21 protein-coding genes are annotated in these 19,407 nt (G+C 42.3%); 12 read left to right on the forward strand and 9 right to left on the reverse strand.

Annotation, left to right across the window (positions count from 1 at the left end; translation table 11 throughout):
* Nucleotides 1–25: 25 nt before the first annotated feature.
* Together H6G40_RS00630 and H6G40_RS00635 are read left to right on the forward strand one after the other, a co-directional pair.
* Nucleotides 26–886, forward strand: coding sequence for an Rpn family recombination-promoting nuclease/putative transposase (locus H6G40_RS00630; protein WP_190537122.1), 861 nt, complete (start codon nucleotides 26–28; stop codon nucleotides 884–886).
* Between the two features lie 296 nt (nucleotides 887–1,182).
* The gene (locus H6G40_RS00635; protein WP_043997365.1) at nucleotides 1,183–1,389 is read left to right on the forward strand and encodes a hypothetical protein; all 207 of its coding nucleotides are present in this window, start codon (nucleotides 1,183–1,185) and stop codon (nucleotides 1,387–1,389) included.
* 10 nt (nucleotides 1,390–1,399) lie between these two features.
* Here the strand turns inward: H6G40_RS00635 and H6G40_RS00640 are convergent, their stop codons facing one another.
* The 7 genes from H6G40_RS00640 to trxA all read right to left on the reverse strand — a co-directional run bounded on the left by H6G40_RS00640 (nucleotide 1,400) and on the right by trxA (nucleotide 5,598).
* A complete protein-coding gene (locus H6G40_RS00640; protein ID WP_002739902.1) occupies nucleotides 1,400–1,858 on the reverse strand; it encodes a cupin domain-containing protein in 459 nt (152 codons plus the stop codon).
* Nucleotides 1,859–1,906: 48 nt separating this feature from the next.
* Nucleotides 1,907–2,749, reverse strand: coding sequence for a dihydropteroate synthase (gene folP, locus H6G40_RS00645; RefSeq protein WP_002739568.1), 843 nt, complete (start codon nucleotides 2,747–2,749; stop codon nucleotides 1,907–1,909).
* 99 nt (nucleotides 2,750–2,848) lie between these two features.
* The gene (locus H6G40_RS00650) at nucleotides 2,849–3,646 is read right to left on the reverse strand and encodes a hypothetical protein (RefSeq protein WP_002793197.1); all 798 of its coding nucleotides are present in this window, start codon (nucleotides 3,644–3,646) and stop codon (nucleotides 2,849–2,851) included.
* A 150-nt stretch (nucleotides 3,647–3,796) separates the two neighbouring features.
* Nucleotides 3,797–4,456: an ATP synthase subunit B family protein gene (locus H6G40_RS00655; RefSeq protein ID WP_002739760.1), complete on the reverse strand. Its 660-nt coding sequence runs from the start codon at nucleotides 4,454–4,456 to the stop codon at nucleotides 3,797–3,799.
* Between the two features lie 36 nt (nucleotides 4,457–4,492).
* Complete coding sequence (gene coaD, locus H6G40_RS00660) at nucleotides 4,493–4,966, reverse strand: pantetheine-phosphate adenylyltransferase (RefSeq protein WP_002739695.1); 474 nt, start codon at nucleotides 4,964–4,966, stop codon at nucleotides 4,493–4,495.
* Entirely contained in the window at nucleotides 4,963–5,247 is a 285-nt protein-coding gene (locus H6G40_RS00665) for a DUF427 domain-containing protein (RefSeq protein WP_002739527.1), read from the reverse strand. Before H6G40_RS00665 ends, coaD begins: the two co-directional genes overlap by 4 nt.
* Before the next feature lie 33 nt (nucleotides 5,248–5,280).
* The gene (gene trxA / locus H6G40_RS00670) at nucleotides 5,281–5,598 is read right to left on the reverse strand and encodes a thioredoxin (protein ID WP_002739627.1); all 318 of its coding nucleotides are present in this window, start codon (nucleotides 5,596–5,598) and stop codon (nucleotides 5,281–5,283) included.
* A 364-nt stretch (nucleotides 5,599–5,962) separates the two neighbouring features.
* Here trxA and map point away from each other — a divergent pair, with 364 nt between their 5' ends.
* The 5 genes from map to H6G40_RS00695 all read left to right on the forward strand — a co-directional run bounded on the left by map (nucleotide 5,963) and on the right by H6G40_RS00695 (nucleotide 11,298).
* The gene (gene map / locus H6G40_RS00675) at nucleotides 5,963–6,808 is read left to right on the forward strand and encodes a type I methionyl aminopeptidase (RefSeq protein WP_123230999.1); all 846 of its coding nucleotides are present in this window, start codon (nucleotides 5,963–5,965) and stop codon (nucleotides 6,806–6,808) included.
* 68 nt (nucleotides 6,809–6,876) lie between these two features.
* Nucleotides 6,877–7,278 (forward strand): universal stress protein, encoded by a 402-nt coding sequence (locus H6G40_RS00680; RefSeq protein WP_069474818.1) that lies wholly within the window; start codon nucleotides 6,877–6,879, stop codon nucleotides 7,276–7,278.
* Between the two features lie 657 nt (nucleotides 7,279–7,935).
* Nucleotides 7,936–8,160 (forward strand): DUF2811 domain-containing protein, encoded by a 225-nt coding sequence (locus H6G40_RS00685; RefSeq protein WP_002739844.1) that lies wholly within the window; start codon nucleotides 7,936–7,938, stop codon nucleotides 8,158–8,160.
* Nucleotides 8,161–8,209: 49 nt separating this feature from the next.
* Complete coding sequence (gene pth / locus H6G40_RS00690; RefSeq protein ID WP_002776462.1) at nucleotides 8,210–8,836, forward strand: aminoacyl-tRNA hydrolase; 627 nt, start codon at nucleotides 8,210–8,212, stop codon at nucleotides 8,834–8,836.
* 134 nt (nucleotides 8,837–8,970) lie between these two features.
* Nucleotides 8,971–11,298: a VPS10 domain-containing protein gene (locus H6G40_RS00695; RefSeq protein ID WP_190537124.1), complete on the forward strand. Its 2,328-nt coding sequence runs from the start codon at nucleotides 8,971–8,973 to the stop codon at nucleotides 11,296–11,298.
* 120 nt (nucleotides 11,299–11,418) lie between these two features.
* Here H6G40_RS00695 and fumC read toward each other — a convergent pair whose 3' ends face one another.
* Complete coding sequence (fumC, locus tag H6G40_RS00700; RefSeq protein ID WP_190537126.1) at nucleotides 11,419–12,822, reverse strand: class II fumarate hydratase; 1,404 nt, start codon at nucleotides 12,820–12,822, stop codon at nucleotides 11,419–11,421.
* Nucleotides 12,823–13,063: 241 nt separating this feature from the next.
* Between fumC and H6G40_RS00705 the strand changes: the two genes are divergently transcribed.
* The 5 genes from H6G40_RS00705 (at nucleotide 13,064) to H6G40_RS00725 (ending at nucleotide 18,354) form a co-directional block, all read left to right on the forward strand.
* The gene (locus H6G40_RS00705) at nucleotides 13,064–13,351 is read left to right on the forward strand and encodes a YggT family protein (RefSeq protein ID WP_002750032.1); all 288 of its coding nucleotides are present in this window, start codon (nucleotides 13,064–13,066) and stop codon (nucleotides 13,349–13,351) included.
* Between the two features lie 83 nt (nucleotides 13,352–13,434).
* A complete protein-coding gene (locus H6G40_RS00710; RefSeq protein WP_002739918.1) occupies nucleotides 13,435–15,042 on the forward strand; it encodes an MFS transporter in 1,608 nt (535 codons plus the stop codon).
* A gap of 193 nt (nucleotides 15,043–15,235) precedes the next feature.
* On the forward strand, nucleotides 15,236–15,631 hold the full coding sequence (locus H6G40_RS00715; protein ID WP_002743536.1) for a helix-turn-helix domain-containing protein: 396 nt from the start codon (nucleotides 15,236–15,238) through the stop codon (nucleotides 15,629–15,631).
* Nucleotides 15,632–15,789: 158 nt separating this feature from the next.
* Nucleotides 15,790–16,851, forward strand: a complete 1,062-nt coding sequence (mtnA, locus tag H6G40_RS00720; RefSeq protein WP_069474821.1) for an S-methyl-5-thioribose-1-phosphate isomerase — start codon at nucleotides 15,790–15,792, stop codon at nucleotides 16,849–16,851.
* A 789-nt stretch (nucleotides 16,852–17,640) separates the two neighbouring features.
* Nucleotides 17,641–18,354, forward strand: coding sequence for a response regulator (locus H6G40_RS00725; RefSeq protein ID WP_069474848.1), 714 nt, complete (start codon nucleotides 17,641–17,643; stop codon nucleotides 18,352–18,354).
* Nucleotides 18,355–18,405: 51 nt separating this feature from the next.
* On the opposite strand, the gene H6G40_RS00730 is transcribed toward H6G40_RS00725, so the two are convergent.
* A complete protein-coding gene (locus H6G40_RS00730) occupies nucleotides 18,406–19,407 on the reverse strand; it encodes a phosphoribulokinase (RefSeq protein WP_002740086.1) in 1,002 nt (333 codons plus the stop codon).

Raw genomic sequence — 19,407 nt, forward strand, 5'->3', positions numbered from 1 at the left:
AAATTACAGGCAATTTTGTGGCAGTATGAAAACTGACAGCATATTCTATCGAATGTTTCTCGATTTTCCCGATTCGTTCTTTGAATTAATCGCTCAACCCGATGCTAGGGTTAGCAATTATCGATTTACTTCCCAAGAAGTCAAACAACTAGCTTTCCGATTAGATGGTTTATTTTTGCCGCTCGATAATCTGGAAAATTTGCCTTTTTATCTGGTAGAAGTGCAGTTTCAAAAGGATGAAGACCTATATTATCGATTATTTTCGGAACTTTTCTTATATCTTAGACAGTATAAACCTTTGTCACCCTGGCAGATAGTTGTTATTTATCCTAGTCGAGAAATTGAGCGAGAACATCCCCAGCAATTTGCAGATTTGTTATCCTTGGACAGGATTAAAAGAATCTATCTGGATGAATTGCCAAATGACGAGACTCCTTCCTTAGCGATCGCTCTGATCAAATTGGTTACGGAAAGTGAGAGTCAAGCCGTTAATTCTGCTAAGATTTTAATTAAACAGGCTCAAAGAGAAGTCAGCGATCGCTTAGTGCAGAAAAATGTCATTGATTTAATCGAAACGATCATCATTTATAAGTTACCCCAAAAAAGTCGAGAGGAAATTGAAGCTATGTTGGAACTACAAGATCTAAAACAAACTCGTTTCTATCAAGAAGCTTTTGGAGATGGAATTGAACAGGGAATTGAACAGGGAATTGAACAGGGAATTGAACAGGGAATTGAACAGGGAATTGAACAGGGAATAAACTTGCAAAAATTGAAAACAATTTCTCTCCTGCAAGACCTCGGTTTAACCCCACAACAAATCTCGGAACGATTAGACTTAACTCTGGACACAGTGCTTAACTATTTGGCACAACAGCAACAATAATCACACCTGTTTCAAAAGTCTATAAAAACAGCAGTTGCTAAGTAGTGAACAAATGGATGGTAGCGAATCAGTGACCTTTAACCTATCAGTGATAACTCGATGAATAACGACTTATTGACTTTTCTCTTTGGTGTTACCCTTCTCATTCTCTATCTAGTTTTTTCAGCTTTAACCGAGATGGGAACAAAATGGCCTTGGACAAAAAAATAAGAGAAATACTTATAGATGTGAATAAACATAAAATCGGGTCAGGGATTCGGTCATTGGAAAAATTCTATTCGCTCTACTGATAAAATATGAAACTAATTGGTGATGTTTCCCCGAGCTTGGATTTATTCTTGTTGCTTTTTTTCTGGCATTGTCTCATCGGTGCCATTGCTACAGTCATCGCTATCAATAAAGGCTATCCAAGATTAAATTGGCTAATCTTCGGCCTTCTGGGAGGAACCTTTACCTTTTTTATCGCTCTTTTCCTGAAAAAAAGCCCGAAATTTAAGGGATGATATTGCTTGATTATCCTTTAATAGTTCCCATCAACACCTCTAAATCTTCTGCGTCTAACTCCTCTGGGATGCCATTACGAATTAATTCCGAAAAATCCTCATTGGGAACCATAAAACATAGTGCATAAAGTCTTCCGTCCCCCACATTTCTAATCTCGTGAATACCCGTGGGACGGACTAATAAACTATCCCCCGGCCCCAGGGGAATCGCTTTACCATCACAGATAGCCATTCCCTCCCCTTTGAGGATAAAAAACATTTCTACGGCAAAATGATGACGATGAGTAGGGGTGCGACCGTGGGGATCGAAAATTTCCACACAAACGGTCAAGGAATCCCCCGCTACGGTAGAATCAAAGACGATCGCTAAACGATTCGTATCCCCAGCGCTAATGCGAAAAACTTGATAGTCCCGGGGAGATCGAATCACGGGTAACATACAATAATCGCTGGTCAGTTGGCTATTCATCGCTAATTTCGATCAAACTGTGGATGATTCTAAGACTAGCAAAAATTTTCAACTTCGCTCGATTGCGTCCACCACTTTACTCACATCTACGATCGCATCCACATCATGGACGCGCAGGATATTGGCCCCCTTAGCGATCGCTATAGCACAGGCCGCCGCCGTTCCGAAAACTCGTTCTTTTGGGTCATCTTTGCCTGTAATCTCGCCAATAAAGCGTTTTCTCGACAATCCAATCAAAATAGGTAAATCTAAATCCCGAAATTGCTTTAATTCTCGCAATAACTCAAGATTTTGTGTCCCAGTTTTGGCGAAACCAATCCCCGGATCGATGATAATATTTTCCCTAGCAATACCCCACTGTAAAGCTTCCTTAACACGATTCTGTAAAAATTCTTTAATTTCCTTGACTAAATCATCATAATGTGTTAGAGATTGCATGGTTTGCGGATTGCCCCGCAGGTGCATGAGGATGATGGGAACGGCCAATTTAGCCACCGTCGGCAATAATAGGCGATCGAAGGTTCCCCCGGAAATATCATTGATCAAATCGGCCCCGGCGGCGATACCTTGGGCTGCTACAATCGCCCTAGTGGTATCGAGAGAGATAGGAATAGAACTTTGTTGTCGAATAGCGGTGATTACGGGGATAACTCGCGATAATTCTGCTTCTAGGCTAATTTCTTGCGCTCCCGGACGGGTGGATTGACCACCGATATCGATTATATCAGCCCCAGCCTCGATCATTTTCATCGCCTGTAGCAGGGCATTTTCAACATTGTCAAATTCTCCCCCATCACTAAAACTATCGGGAGTAACGTTCAAAACACCCATGATATAGGTGCGTTTTCCCCAAGCAAAAATATGTTCACGAATTACCGTTAAATTAGACATAATACTAAATCCTGCTGAAAAAGTAGATGAATTATGAATTATGAAGTGGGGAGAATAAATCAAAATAATCTCCTGATAACTGATTACTGACGGTGATAGTTAATTTTTAAGTAGAGAAGAATCTTTTAATTCAAAATAAGCTTGTACTTCTTCTTTCCAGAGTTGATATTTTTCTTGAATTAGTTGATATTGACTGGCAAAATCGAGGTTACAATCAACGAGATTGCTATCGATATCGCATTGCACTAATTCCCGTTCGATCAGGGTTTCTCGGATAAATTTTAAACATTCTTGTCTCAAAGTTTCCGCTTGATCGATAATTAGCTGGACTTGATTAATTGCTCGATCATACAATGGAGTTTGTGAATGAAAAATTTCGGAAGATGCGGCCAGATTTCGCAGTCTATGTAATTGATTTTTCTTTTCTACTAAACTGGCAATTTTGGGGTTAATTTCAAAAAGCAAGGTTTTCACCAGAGGAGCCAAGCGGCGAGTGTTAATATAATCGTAGTTATTAAGATCTGATTTAATCAGGTGTACCTGTTGTAAATCGACGGTAATATCGTGGAATTGGATCTCAGTTTCGGTGATGGTGGGATGAATTGTTTTAACTTTCCACGTGGTAACAGAAGTCAACTGCTGGCGATCAATATTAACCATTTGCTGCTCCATTTTCAGCACATCGAGGGGAATGCTATAAAGTTTTTTCTCAGGGATATAGATAACATCGCTACCGAGAATGCGATCAATTTTAGGACGACGATATAAATAATGATACAGGAATCGATAAAAGCTTTTACTACCTTGAAATATCTGGAGAAATAACCAAATTTTCCAGCTAAATAACCCGCTAAGAAAGCGTCCGAATAGATGGGAATTCGAGGAGGAGTTATTCATGAAATTCCGTTATCAGTTATCGGTGAGGAATCGGAGGTTTGGTTCTTTTCAGCGATCGGTAAATAGTAAAGAGTAATCAGGGATAAAGATAACTAACTAATTAACTTAAAACTTACATCTGATAACTGATAACTGATAACTGATAACTGATTAAGGACGTTCTCCGGGTAGATTTTTTGAAGATGTTGGTTTCGATCTTACCTGTTGACGACCGTTGCGGATAACTTGTAACATTTGCCCTAATTGTCGATCGAGATCTTCTAAAACCGCTTCAGCATAGTCGTCAGCGCCTTTTTGAATTTCATGACATTCAGCTTGGGTTTTTTGTCGTAACTGTTGTACTTCCTGCAAGGTGCTGTGACGCATCTGTTCGATTTCATCGAGGGTTTGTTGTTGCAAGGATTCGCATTCCTGTTGAACCCGTTGACGAATTTGGGCCGCTTGCCGTTCTGCTTGTTGAATAATACCGGACTCGTCGAGAATTTGGGCGGCTCTTTGTTGAGCGGAACGCAGGACTTGTTGAGCGTATTCCTCTGCTTTAGTGATAATTTCCTGTTCTTCCTGCAAAATTGCTAAAGCTTTCTGTACTGCCGGTGGCACGGTTTCATAGATAAGATCGATTTGTTCAGCTATCTGTCCCTCATCGATCATTGTCCAACGGGTGAGGGGGATATGGAAACTATCAAAAATCATCTCTTGCAGACGCGCCAAATCCTGATAGATATCGAAATCGACGGGTGGACTGGGAACCCCACTATTAGAAGTGTTAGGTACTGCTTTTCTGGGATCATTAGGTTCTCGGCGCGCCATAGGTTCAGATCGTCCTCATTACTGTATTTTAGTATGTTAACTGTAGTATGAGTAAATATCCCTAGAAACGTTTTCCGGGACTAGATGACTGACGGAGCCACCGAATTGAGCGATTTCTTTAACCACGCTACTACTTAAAAAACTATATTCTTTAGTGGTGGCCAAAAAAACCGTTTCGATTCCTTCCCAGAGAGTTTTATTGGTATGTGCCATTTGCAGTTCTTTTTCAAAGTCTGAGAGAACCCGCAACCCCCGCAACAGCACCTTAGCACCTTTCAATCTGGCATATTCAACCGTTAATCCTGAAAAACTGTCTATCTCAACGTTTTTCAGGTGTTTTGTACAGTAGCTGATCTGTTCTATGCGTTGTTCGACGCTAAACAGGGGGTTTTTATGGGGATTGCAGAGAACTGCCACGATTACTCGCTCGAATAGTGGCACACTGCGTTCGATAATATCTAAATGACCGAGTGTAACTGGATCGAAGCTGCCGGGGTAGATGGCGATCATTTCTCAACCTGCACACCTCGCCAAAAAGCGATATATCCTTTAATATTTTGGGCTTTTGGCTTAGGATCGGGATAATACCAAGCGGCATCTTTATTGTCTTGTCCATCTACCCTGAGAGTATAGTAACTAGCCTCTCCTTTCCAAGAACAAATGGTATGGGTGTTACTGGGTTGGAAATATTCAGCTTTGACGGTATCGGGGGGAAAATAGTAGTTTCCCTCGACAATTTCGCAGTTATCGCTTTCCGCTACCACTGCACCATTCCAAATCGCCTTTGCCATGACACTAACTCCTAGTTCTGTTTCAAAATTATCTTACAACAGAGTTTGTAAATGTTGAACCAGTTGGTTAACCTGCACCACTCCCTCAATTCGATCGATCGGTTGACCATTTTTAAAGACTACTAAAGTCGGTAAAGCTTGAATACCGTACTTAGTGGCTAAATTGGGATATTTGTCTGTATCAATTTTGACAATTTGTAGGCGATTTTTGAAATACATTCCCGTTTGTTCTAGAATCGGAGCCATCATTTGACAAGGACCACACCAAGTGGCATAGAAATCCACTAACACGGGAAGATTAGTGGTTTGCAACAGTTCCTCAAAACTGGAAAACTCTTTTTTGACTGCCATAAATTGTCACCTCGCCAGAAAAATAGCCTTTTTCCTACTATAGCTTTTCTACTGAAGGGGTGACAACGAGGTTGAAGTCTAGGCTGGGTGTGGGGTGTGGGGTGTGGGGTGTGGGGAAAATCTCCTCGCTGTCAGCCGTCAAATTCATTAACTTACTTAAGCTTAAACCTGATTCTCTCGTCCTCATTTCGGGGAAAGTCTCAAGGTTTTTCCCTACACCTTACCCCCACACCCTGTTTCACTTTCAATCTGCTTGTCACCCCTTGAGACTTTTCTTTTTCTATATGCTCCTTGATTTCTCCAGAGCAGTCATCGATCGCCGGGAAAATGCTAAGTTAGGTAAAGACTCGACAGCCAAATCTCCATGAACATCCTAACCAAGCTGCTTTTTCCCGAAACTAAAACCCCAGAGCAAGTAGGTTCACCGCGAGTACAGAAAAGCCGCCGGGGAATCGAAACCAAATCCGCCGCAGAAATCGTTATTATGCGACAAGCGGGTAAAATTGCCGCCACAGTCCTTAAGGAAATCGCCGAGATCGCTCAACCCGGGATGACGACGGCGGATCTGGATGTCTATGCGGAAAAACGTATCCGCGCAATGGGTGCTACTCCCAGTTTTAAAGGTTATTATGGCTTTCCTGCCTCGATTTGTGCCTCCGTCGATAACGAAGTCGTTCACGGTATCCCTAGCCCGAAAAAACGCCTCAAAGCCGGTTCTGTGTTAAAGGTAGATACGGGGGCCTACTACCAAGGTTATCATGGGGATTCCTGTATCACGATCGCGATCGGTTCCGTCTCTCCCAAAGCCGCAAAATTAATCCGCGTAGCGGAAGAAGCTTTATATAAAGGCATAAATCAGGTAAAAGCGGGCAATTATCTGCTCGATATCGCAGCAGCGATCGAAGATCACGTTCAAGCTAACGGTTTCCAGGTGGTAGAAGATTTTACCGGCCATGGAGTCGGCAGAAATCTCCACGAAGAACCTTCGGTATTTAATTTTCGCACTAATCAGTTACCCAATGTCAAACTCCGCGCCGGGATGACTCTGGCAATTGAACCAATTGTCAATGCGGGATCTAAACATACCAGAACTTTGCGCGATCGTTGGACGGTGGTGACGATGGATAATGCTCTCTCCGCTCAATTTGAGCATACTGTCTTAGTAACCGCCACAGGTTACGAAATCTTAACCGATCGCAATAACCTATAAAATTGTCTATAGATTTTTTGCTCCGGAATCTTAATTGAAAATTTATTTAGTGGCAGGATTTAGTCAAAATGTTTAAAAATATCGTTGTTGCCTTAGATTGTGGGGAATCATCCCATCGAGTCCTTCATGCTTTGAATTCCCTCTCGCTAACGGCAAATTCTTACATCATCATCACCCATATTCTTGGTAAGGAGGGAGATGAATCGGCAGTGGATCGCCCTCACCCCTCCCGTGAGATCATTGAAGATCAATTGCGCTGCTATCAATCCCAGATTGCTACCCCTAGTGAAATCGAGGTCATCTTTGGCGATCCAGCGGAGGAAATTATTCGTTTAGCTAATATCTATCAAGCTGATCTGATCGTGATCGGCAGCCGGGGATTAACGGGAGTTCAACGGGTGATCGAAGATTCTGTTAGTAGTCTCGTGGTGGCAGAAGCTACCTGTTCCGTATTGGTGGTGAAAGCATAGCAGCCAGCATTAAGCTAGAAAAGGTACTCTGGAAAGAGCGCCTAAGTAGGGTTTGCTGAATAAATCTAAAAACCTTGTTAGATAAGGCTTTTAGACTTTTTTGACCTCAAAAAGTGCTGACCATTGGAGTGATCGGGGGTAAAATTCCTGGACTTTTTCCCTGAAAATTAGGTAACTGACTACCTCAAAATCGGTAAAACCCCACACCCCACACCCCACACCCCACACCCTGTCCCCACGAAAAACTTTTTGCCGCAAACCCTAAGTAGTCTTGAGCAGCACTGCTGACTAAAATTTGCAAATCTTATTTTTCCCCGATGTTTTCCCCCATACATTCCCCGGTATTTCCCCACTCACTCCCCAGTTTTCCACAGTTTACCCGGACTTTTCCACAGGCAACAGCGATAGAATCGGCACTTGCTTCTAGAAAAAATTAATCTTGATTGTCAAAATCCCCATCGATAGATACTGAGTTAATGTTAAGTTAAGTAAATAAAATCTGGCTCTAACCCTTATTCCCTCGTAAATATTAAGTTTTTCTAAAGCATTCCTTTACATCTGGTAATATTGCAACTCCCTCCAACTTGGCTCACAATAGTCCTTACTGTCCACTGCACCAGTCAGGGATTTCCCCACTTCCGATCAGAGGTAAACGATATGAATACATCAGTCAGTATCTTGGCAGAAATCCCCGAAATTCTCCACCAATCCCTACAACAATACCTAGAAACTCACCCCGGTTGGGATCAAGATGGTGTGTTTACGGCGGCATTGTCATTTTTTCTGCTTAATTGTCAATCCCCCGAAAGGATGAATTTTGAGGAACAAAATAGCTGTGCCAAGGTTTATCTAGAAACTTTGTTCCAGCGCTCGGAGTGCTAATTCGGTGATAATAAGAGTCGGGTCCTGGTTAAAAACCCGATTTTCCCCTATGAATTCCGATAAAACCCCTAATTTAATCATTCCTCAGCTAATTATCGGTTTGGGTAATCCCGAACCCAAATATGATCGCACCCGTCATAATATCGGTTTTGAAGCTGTGGACTCATTAGCGCGGGATTGGGGGTTATCTTGGCGGGAAAACAAGCGATTTCAAGGTTTTATCGCCGAGGGTGACGGTCCTTTCCCAGGCAAAATTCGTCTCTTGAAACCCCAAACCTATATGAATCGCTCCGGGCAATCGGTGCGATCGGTGCTGGACTGGTATAAACTAGCTCCAGAGTCGATTTTAGTCATTTACGATGATATGGATCTGCCCCTAGGCCGGTTGAGAATCCGTCTATCGGGATCGGCGGGCGGACACAACGGTATTAAATCGATGATTGCCCACGTTGGCACGGAAAACTTCGCTCGTTTACGCATAGGAATCGGTAAATCAAGCGAAAAAGCGACTATTTCCCACGTTTTAGGCCGATTCACCCCCCAAGAAAACCAAGTAATCTTGAAAGTGTTAGACTTGTCCAGAAAAGCGATCGAACTTGGTCTCAAACAGGGGTTACAAAAGGCAATGAGTCTCTACAATAATCAAAGTGTAGAGATTGGCTCTAATCTATGCTGATAGCAAATAAGCCTGATTTTAGTAATGGTTATAATCGCCATTTTCGTCTATGCTCCTACAGAACCCTTGCTTAAATTTTGATCGCCCTTTGCTAGATTAGGTCAATTTTTATCCTCGATATTAGTAGTTTAAGTATGATTAATCGCCAAAGTTTGCGGAGATTCGTCCACAGGTTTAATCTCATTTTATTGATAATCGCTACAGTTTTTTGTCTTTGGAGTAATCCCGCTTTTGCCCATCGTCCCCATGATGTGATTAGTCAAGTGGAAGTTTCTCGTGATTTCCAGACAGATAATACGGTATATATATTAGTGCGAAATAACTTTTATAAGTCTAGGGATGGAGGTAGCAGCTGGACAAGATTAATTCAAGGTTTAGATTATACGGGGGAATTAAGTTCCTTATCCCTATCTCCCCTCAATAAAAATATTCTCTATCTAGCTTCAAGATCCAATGGTATTTATAAAAGTGAAGATGCGGGGGAATCTTGGCAGAAAGTTAATCAGGGTTTAGAAACTAACTTTATTAACTTCCTAGAAATTGCCCCTTCCGATCCCAATATAGCAGCAGCAGTGGGATTAGAAAAAGGGGTTTATTTAACCGAAGATGGTGGTAAAAATTGGTCAAATATTTTCCCCACCACGGCACTGATAACCTCTCTAGCTATTACTCCCAGCAATCCTGATCAGATTTTTTTCGGGGATGAACAGGGTAAATTATACACTTCCTCCGATGGGGGAAAAACTTGGCAGAATCTCCCCTTACCTGCTAATATGGGGGCAGTAGATACAATTGCTTTTTCTCCTAATTTAGACAGGGATAAAACCTTTTTTGTCGGCACAAAAGAAGCGGGTATTTTTAAAACCGTTGATGATGGTAAAACCTTCCAAGCTGTTAACGAAGGAATTAAAGATAAAATCATCGAAGACATCGTTATTTCTCCCGACTATGCTCAAAACTCCACTCTTTATGCCATTACTTGGCATGACGGAATGTATGTTTCTCAGGATGGGGGCAAAAGTTGGAAAAAAATGAGCGAGGGTTTAACCAAAGATAAACAGGCTGATGATTATAAAGTTCCCCACTTTATGGATTTAAAAATAGTTCAAGATACGATGTTTTTGGGGGGATTTAATGGCTTATTTAAAACCACAGATAGCGGCAAACAATGGCAGGAAATAGAAACTTTAGCCCGGGCAACAGTTATAGCTATGGCGGTTTCTCCTAATTATGCCCAGGATGGTACTGTCGTCATTGCTAATTATATAGGCAATATCTTCATCAGTCGGGATAAAGGGGAAACTTGGACACCAATTAATCGCGGTTTAGAGGTTTATCGACTTGGTAAAGATCCCGAAGAATCAGGACAAGATCCCCGGCGTTTCTTTGACATTGCCTTTTCTCCTAACTATGGAGAAGATAGAACTATTTTTGCGGGGTTTTTACGCAATAAATTTGCCAAATCCGATAACAGTGGTGATTTATGGAAAATTATCGAAATCGATCAGAAAGTCCGCGGTCCGAGGATAGTTCCTTCCCCAGATTTTGCCAAGGATAAAACTCTTTTTCTCACCAATCAGGAGGGCAGAATATTTCGTTCTACCGATGGAGGAAATACGGTTAAAAATATTAGTGAAGTGGGCAGAATTTTCGGTAATTATGCCCCTGCTATGGTAGCTTCCCCCGATTTTGCTAAGGATAAAACTTTGTTTGTCACGGGAAAAGAGGGTATTTATCAAAGTGTTGATGGTGGACTAACTTGGAAAAATGTCAGCCAAGGAACACCTCTATCAAAAACCCCTAATGTACAGTTGGCAATGTCTCCCAATTATCCCAAGGATGGAACTATTTTTGCTGGGACAGTTTCTGGTTTGTTTGTCAGCAAAGATGGGGCTAAAAGTTGGACAAAATTAGAGAAACCGGGGTTTAATCCCAATACTTCGGTAGAAACCATTGCTATCTCTCCTGATTATGCTAATGATCGCACGGTAATGGTTAGTTTACAGGGAGATGGTTTGTTTAAATCTACCGATGGTGGGGAAACTTTTAGATCAATTGGTGATCCTAAAATACCCCTAGTGAAAATTCATAGTATCCCTTCCTCTGGTATCTCCGTCCAGTTTTCTCCTAATTATGCTCAAGATAAAACTTTATTCGGTTTTGGTGGCGCTAAAACTACAGTTTTTCGTTCCACCGATGGGGGAGAAACTTGGACAAGTGTAACTATTTCTCCTCACGAGGAAGAAGATACACCCCGCTATAAAATCGGTGAGTTTTTCTTTAGTCCCCTTGGCGCAATCTTGCGCTTAGTTGTACCGATTCTCCTAGCAATCGTCGCTTATTTTCTGGTGGGTTTCCTGAAACTGGAGAAAATTATTAATCTTCCTAAATCCTTCTTCCGCATGACAGGAGCATTGATGATTTTTCTGTTTGTTTTCTTCGTTATCATTACCCAAGTTTAGGAGAAATTTTGACCGGCGGGGCTTGACAAATCCCGCCGCTTGCCATATACTTATATGTACAATGGGAATCCGTGCCTGCCTGCGACCTCTGATTTTTGTGGCAGTTATCCCCTCACAGAATTAACCATCGGCAACGTAGGGATTGACCATCTTAGCGGGGTCAACAATGCGATCAAAATCCTCTTCCTCGATGTATCCTAGTTGCAAGGCTGCCACTTTCAGTGTTAAATCCTTTTTTAGGGCATAATGAGCGACGTAGGCAGCCTTTTGGTAGCCAATCACGGGACTTAGAGCAGTCACCAGCATCAAGGATTGATTTAAAAAAGTCTCAATTTGTTTTTGATTAGCAGTCATCCCCTTAACCAAAAACTGACAGAAATTAGCGCAACCATCCGTGAGCAAACGGATAGACTGCATGAGATTATGAATCAACAGCGGTTTATAAACATTCATCTCCAGATGTCCCCCAGCGCCTCCCATCGTCACCGCTAAATCATTAGCCATCACCTGCACTGCTATCATCGATAAAGCTTCGCATTGGGTGGGATTAACTTTCCCCGGCATAATTGAAGAACCCGGTTCATTTTCCGGCAGCTGTAATTCTCCGATTCCACAACGGGGACCACAGCTAAGTAAACGGATATCATTAGCAATTTTATAGAGGGAACTAGCGATAGTTTTCAATCCCCCGCTCAAGAAAACTAGAGCATCGTGGGAACCTTGCACGGTAAACTTATTAGGAGCGGTAATAAAGGGTAATTTGGTCAGATTAGCGATTTCGGCAGCCACATCTCGATCAAAATCTGGAGGAGCATTAATTCCCGTACCCACTGCTGTTCCTCCCAAGGATAAACGATAGACTTTTTCTAGACATTTTTCTAGCCAATCGCTGCCATCATCTAATAAACCCACATAACCGGAGAATTCTTGTCCGAGGGTTAAAGGGGTGGCATCCTGTAGGTGAGTGCGACCAATTTTAACTATATTTGCCCATAATTGCGCCTTTTCATCGAGACTATTCCGTAATAGTTGCAGACTGGGAATTAATTTTTCCTTGACTGCCAAGGCAACGGCAATATACATGGCCGAGGGAAAGGAATCATTAGTCGATTGGGACATATTAACATGATCGTTAGGATCCACGGGCGTTTTGCTACCCAGAGGATTCCCCGTCAGTTGACTGCAACGATTGGAGATGACTTCGTTGATGTTCATGTTAAACTGGGTGCCACTTCCCGTCATCCAAACGTAGAGGGGAAAGTTATCTGCGTGTTGTCCGGCTAAAATTTCATCGCAGACTTGACAGATAAGGTTTTTTCTCTCCTGACTGAGACGATTTTTTTGCTGATTGACAATTGCACAGGCTTTTTTGAGAATGGCATAGGACGCGATCATCTCCCGGGGCATGAGATTATCACCGATACTAAAGTATTGTAGAGATCTTTGGGTCTGCGCTCCCCAAAGTTTATCGGCAGGTACGGGGATTTCTCCCATGCTGTCTTTCTCGATGCGAAATTCTGTCATCTTTAAGTTACTTCTGCATCTGGCCTGAAAAGAGAGGGTCTCCAGGACGACACGGATTCCCACTATAAGAAAAGTATAAGTCAAGTCTGGCTGGTTTGTCAAGCCCTATGGGGACTTTTTCTGTCGGCATTTTTATCCAGGAGGTTGACAAGAATAACTGGCAGGGTGCTGCAGTGATTATGAGACAAAAACTGTTATATTTTAGGGAAGATAATCAGTAAAAAAGACGGGATTGGAGACTATGGACACAGCGATCGCATTAAGTTGGACATTGGGAATTATCTTAGGGTTGATGACCCTTTTGTTTATCTTACGGATCGTGCTGACTTGGAATCCACAGGTAGATTTAAATAGCTTCCCCTTTAATATTATTGCCTGGCCAACAGAACCTTTTTTAATCCCCGTGCGTAAACTCATACCCCCCTTAGGAGGAGTTGACATTTCTCCGATTATTTGGGTGGGAATTTGTACGCTGCTGCGGGAAATTCTTCTCGGTCAACAGGGTTTAATTACCATGGCCTTAAAATAATTAGACCTCTTGGATATTGGGTGAAAAAGGTTGACAATGCCCCCAGAACAGTTAAGCTTATTTTAATCTCTGTAATTGCGTTTATGGCTCATTTAAGTTATGAAAAACTCAATTTAACCACAAAAATCGCCTATGGTGCTGGCGATTTGGGACCAGCTATCACTGCCAATATCTCAGTATTTTACCTGCTATTTTTCCTCACTGATGTGGCAGGATTATCGGCAGGATTAGCCGGTAGTGTGCTGATGGTGGTGAGAATTTTCGACGCTATTAACGATCCGATTATTGGTATGTGGAGCGATCGAACTCGTACTATCTGGGGTCGTCGCTTACCATGGATGTTATTGGGGTCGATTCCCTTCGGAATTAGCTATTTTTTACTGTGGTTAATCCCGACCAATAACCAATTATGGTTATTTTTATATTATATTTTTATCGGCATTATTTTTAATTTAACCTACACGGTAGTCAATCTTCCCTACCAGGCCCTCACCCCTGAATTAACTTATGATTATAATGAGAGAACCCGCTTAAATAGTTTTCGTTTTGCCTTTTCGATCGGGGGTAGCATTCTCTCATTAATTCTCTATATTCTCGTCTCATCGTCCTATGCCAATGATCTCCATAAAGCTTTTTTATTGTTAGGTGTAGTTTGTGCTTTAATCTCAATTATAGCAGTTATTTGGTGCGCTTTAGTTTTACAAGAACGAGGAGCAAAAGCGATTCTCAATCCCGCTCAGAAAAAAGTTTTGGCAATTGCTTTTATAGTTATCGGTGCGCTTTCCTTGGTCTATGGAGTAGGAAAAATGGGGGGAAATCCCAGAGACTTTATCGCTATTTCCACAATTTTATTAGGAATAGAAGGGATAGTTTCTGGTTTAACTATTTACTATGGTAAAACTGAAAATCATCTCAGGGATGGTGCGGCAATTAAACAGAGAGAAGCTGCTGATAATACCGAAACTATTCCCCTGAAAGAACAATTAAAAATAGTTTTTGGTAATCGTCCCTTTTTATACGTTATTGGCATCTATCTTTGTGCTTGGTTAGGAGTACAATTAACCGCCTCGATTTTGGTTTACTATGTCGTCAGCTACATGAGACTATCGGAAGCAGAATCGGGTTTAGTCGCTTTAGCAGTACAGGGGACAGCTTTAGTGATGTTATTTTTTTGGCAAGCAGTTAGTCAAAAATTAGACAAAAAGATAGTCTATTTTTTAGGGATGATATTCTGGATTATTGCCCAAATTGGTTTATTTTTGCTCCAACCGGGAGAAATAACTTTAATGTATATTTTGGCAGTTTTGGCGGGATTTGGCGTATCTGTGGCCTATTTAATTCCTTGGTCAATGGTTCCTGATGTGATTGAATTAGACGAATTAGAAACAGGAAAACGTCGAGAAGGTATTTTTTATGCTTTTATGGTACTTTTGCAAAAAATTGGTTTAGCTTTGGGGTTATTTCTTGTCGGTATTGCTCTAGAAACATCGGGGTTTAAACCGAGAATACCAGGAGAAGCAATTCCCCTGCAGCCGGATAGTGCTTTAATAGCAATTCGCCTAGCAATTGCACCTTTACCGGCATTTTTTCTGATCATTAGTTTAATTCTTGCCTATTTTTATCCAATTACTCGCCAAGTTCACGCCGAAATTTTAGACCAATTAGCAGCAAGAAGACCAGAGGAAAAGTAAACATCAATTGTCGGCCGTCAGGAGACAGGAAATTATTTTTTTATTCCCGAACTTCCTGTCCAAAAAAATCAGCAAACCCTTACCCTAAAGCATTTGTATTGACTTTTGAACTACTGATTACTGGGTACAATCGACCCGGCAGCATAATGTCTTCAATGAGTATAATGTTATCGATAGCTAAATTGTACAAAAAATGAAATCCTATCCAGTAGAGTTCCGTCAGAAAATCCTAGACTGTTATTATAACGAACCCATCTCTCAAAGACAATTAGCGAAAAGATTCTGTGTAACCTTAAGTTTCGTACAAAAGCTTTTGAAGCAATCTCGAGAAACGGGAGATATTCGACCGAAGACTTATCGATGTGGCCGTCATTTAAAACTTACGCCAGAACAGATGATCGCCCTCGGTGATTTGATTGAGGAAAATAATGACGCAACTCTAGCCGAACTATCGAAACTATTCCTAGAAAGAACCGGTATATTGTTAAGTGTGACTACAGTGGCAAGAATAGCCGAACGCTTGAGAATCACCCGCAAAAAAAACTCTACACCCGACCGAAAAAGAGATAGAAAGAGTACAAAAACTTAGACAAGAATACAAAGGATAAAATTCGGGATATATAAGATTAAACCCTAATCTAGTTATGACCAAAATCCAAGCTCGATCGCTTAAAGTAACTAGAGCGCACGAGACTAGACCTCTTAAAAAAAACCAAAATTTTGCAACTATTACGGAGATTACTAATTATGACCACAAACAATGCCGAGAATAACTCAATCTATCCCGTGCGTTGGCAAGATAACAAAGTCTGGCTGATCGATCAAACCCGTTTACCCATGGAGTATGGGGAAGTTGAGATCACCAGCAGTGAAGCCATGGCCCGGGCGATCGAAACGATGATTGTGCGCGGCGCCCCGGCGATCGGGGTAGCGGCTGCATACGGTATGGTTTTAGGAGCGCAGGAAATTAAAACTGACCAGAAAGAGCAGTTTCTGGCCGATTTAACTAGAATAGCCGATCGATTAGCCCAAACCCGGCCCACGGCGGTGAATTTATTCTGGGCGATCGAGCGAATGTTAAAAGTGGCCAGGGAAAGTGGCCCAGAAGTGGCAATAATTAGCAAAAATCTCCTGGAAACTGCCCACAATATCCAAAAAGAAGACGTGGAAACCTGTCGGGCGATCGGTCATCATGGTTTATTGGCGCTGCCGGAGCAACCGGAAAAACTGACAATTTTAACCCACTGTAATACTGGGTCTCTAGCCACGGCCAGTTATGGCACTGCTTTAGGGGTAATTCGTTCCGCTTGGACGGCGGGTAGATTAATACAAGTGTATGCAGATGAAACCCGGCCAAGGTTGCAAGGAGCAAAATTAACCGCCTGGGAATGTGCGCGGGAGGGAATTCCCGTCACCGTGATCACCGATAGCATGGCGGCCCACTGTATGCAGCAAAAACTGATCGATGCGGTGATCGTTGGAGCCGATCGCATTGCGGCCAATGGGGACACGGCCAACAAAATCGGCACCTATTCCCTCGCGGTGGTGGCAAAAGCTCATAATCTGCCTTTTTATGTGGCCGCGCCGCTATCGACGGTGGATTTTTCCCTTAAGGATGGTACGGGGATACCGATCGAACAGCGCGATAGTGCCGAAATTTATCAGGTGGGGACGACAACCCTTTGCCCTAGAAATGTTAATTTTTATAACCCTGCCTTCGATGTTACTCCCGCCGCTTTAATCACCGCTATCATTACCGAAAAAGGAGCGGTAACGCCGGCTGAATTAATTTTTTTACAGGAATCCTAGGGGGTGAGCTTTTTCCCCACTGATACCATTTTTATCTGGATTGGGGACTTGCGCTTTGATAATGTACCTTTTGGGCGAACGCAGTTCGCCCCTACATTGTGGACAAAATCCGTTACTGTAGGGGCGCAAAGCTTGCGCCCTCCGATCGATTGGGATATTATTCCCACGCAAGTCCCTTGGCACAGTGGGGAAAAATTCCGCCTCAATCCAATTGGAGGTGACGGCCAAGGGAAAAATGGGTAAGATCACTATTGACAAATAAACTAAAATAGCGTATGGGAATAACATCAAGGAAGACAATGATTAGGATTTGCTTTTATCTATAGTTAAATGCTATTATTCAGCTTAATTAATCTTAGTTAATCCCCAGATATATCTTTTTGTTTACTTAAAAGATTTGTGTTGAGATAGTCTAAAAAAATTAAATGAACCAGAGCTTGGTTTTATTCTCTTAAAACCCAAGCATCTCGAAAATTTATTCCTGTTAAATCTTTACCTCATCGAGATTTACACGATGTTATAGTACAAGAGTAAAGACCAAGATCGGAGTAGTAAAGTCTAGATTTGGGTAGATTTGAGTAGATTTTAGGGGAGGCTAAGTATATTTGCCATCTCTGCTTTTAGTAAGTATCAATAAAATCAACTGGAAACAGGTGATTGCCGAATGAAGATAAGAAAGTGGAATTCAATTCAAGGAAGGGAGTGAAGTAAATGTTTAGGAACGGCTCTAATAATCCAAAAGCCAAAATTATTGAATCATCGCCTAGTTCAGCACAACCGGGAAAAAATATGGATAAAGTGCGGGTTATCGTCATAGAGGATCACGATTTAACCCGCATGGGGTTAGTGGCGGCTCTCCAGCATCGAGAGGGTATTCAATTGGTGGGAGAAGCCATCAGTGGATTACAGGGACTGAAACTGCTAGAGGAGACTAAACCCGATGTAGCGATCATCGATATAGCTTTGCCCATGATCGATGGGATTGAGTTAATGCGACGCTTCCAACAAAATTGCGGCGAAGACAGCTTGGCTACGAAGATCCTCATGCTAACCATGTACAACACCCAAGAACAGGTTTTAGCGGCTTTTAGTGCTGGGGCTGATTCCTACTGTATGAAGGATATTAGCATTGATAAGTTAATCGAGGTGATTTATTCCACCCACGAAGGCAATCCTTGGATCGATCCCGTGATCGTCGGCGTTATTCGGCAACAAGTGCGCCAAAATTTTGCCACCAGTAGCCGCACCGACGGCAAAACAGTGATAATTCAAGGCGTTGACCCAGAACATCGCCAATTGCTGGAAAATGTGCCCCTAACAGAACGAGAGCTAGAAATTCTCACTCTGATTGTCGGGGGTTTTAGTAATGCTCAGATTGGCAACCGACTCTATATCACTATCGGCACGGTGAAAACCCATGTCCGCAATATCTTAAATAAACTCTCTGTGGATGATCGCACTCAAGCGGCAGTGTTGGCCCTGCGATCGGGATTAGTGGACTAAAAAAACCGGCATCCTCTAGGGTTAGGATGCCGGTTCGGTAAAAACTAAAAACTAGACTGACGCTGCCACTTTTGCTTCGGCTGCCATTAGTTTTTCGTAGGTTTCACGCATTTTGAGACCGACTAAGACTTGGAATAAACCCGTACCATTGGTGGAACCGGGATAATCTTTGTGTTTGAGCAGTAATTCCGTCATTTCACCGTAGTATTTAGTGCCAGTTTTGCTCAAATGGCTTTCGATGTAGATCATTTCTTCGAGGTTATCGAATTGACCATCTAGTTCCAGAATCGACACTTCATTCCCCAAGAAGCCATCTGGACCGTAGTAGAGTTTAATACCGGGATAAGTGCAGGTCAATTTACGACCACAGGGCCGCCAATCGATGGTGGAACCTTCATCAAACAGATAAGCGGGTTCAAAGTTTTCCACCCCTTCTTTCTGGATTAAACGAACCCGCAGTAACTTACTTTCGTGATCTTCAAGTAATTTGGTGGGCAGCACTTGAATCACCACGTCAGCGTACTGTCTTTGGGGATCGATATAGGCACTGAAATCCGGTTTTCTAGAATTAATGGCCGCCATCACATCATCATAGGTGTGACCGCGCTCGGCCATATCTCGTTGAATTTTCCAGTTAACTTTGACTTCATCGCTAATATCGAGATAAACGCTGAAATCTAATAGGGACCGGACTCGTTCATCATATAAGGGGTGTAGTCCCTCAATCACGATTACCTTATTCGGTTCGATGATTTCGGGGGGATCGATCATCCCCGTTTCATGATTATAAATAGGTTTATTAATGGCTTGACCTCCCTTAAGAGCTTTAATCTGCTCATACATCAGGTCAAAGTTATTCGCTTTCGGATTGAGTGCGGTGACACCCACCTCTTTTCTCTGTTTGCGATCGAGGCAATGGTAGTCATCTAAACAGATCACTGTCATAAACTCGGCCCCGAATAAATCGGTCAAACGACGTAAAAAAGTAGATTTCCCACAACCGGAGTCCCCAGCTACACCGATTAGAACCACGCGCTCTGGCTTATTGGCCAT

The sequence above is a fragment of the Microcystis viridis FACHB-1342 genome (genome assembly GCF_014698335.1).
In the GTDB taxonomy this organism is placed as follows: Bacteria; Cyanobacteriota; Cyanobacteriia; order Cyanobacteriales; family Microcystaceae; genus Microcystis; species Microcystis ichthyoblabe_A.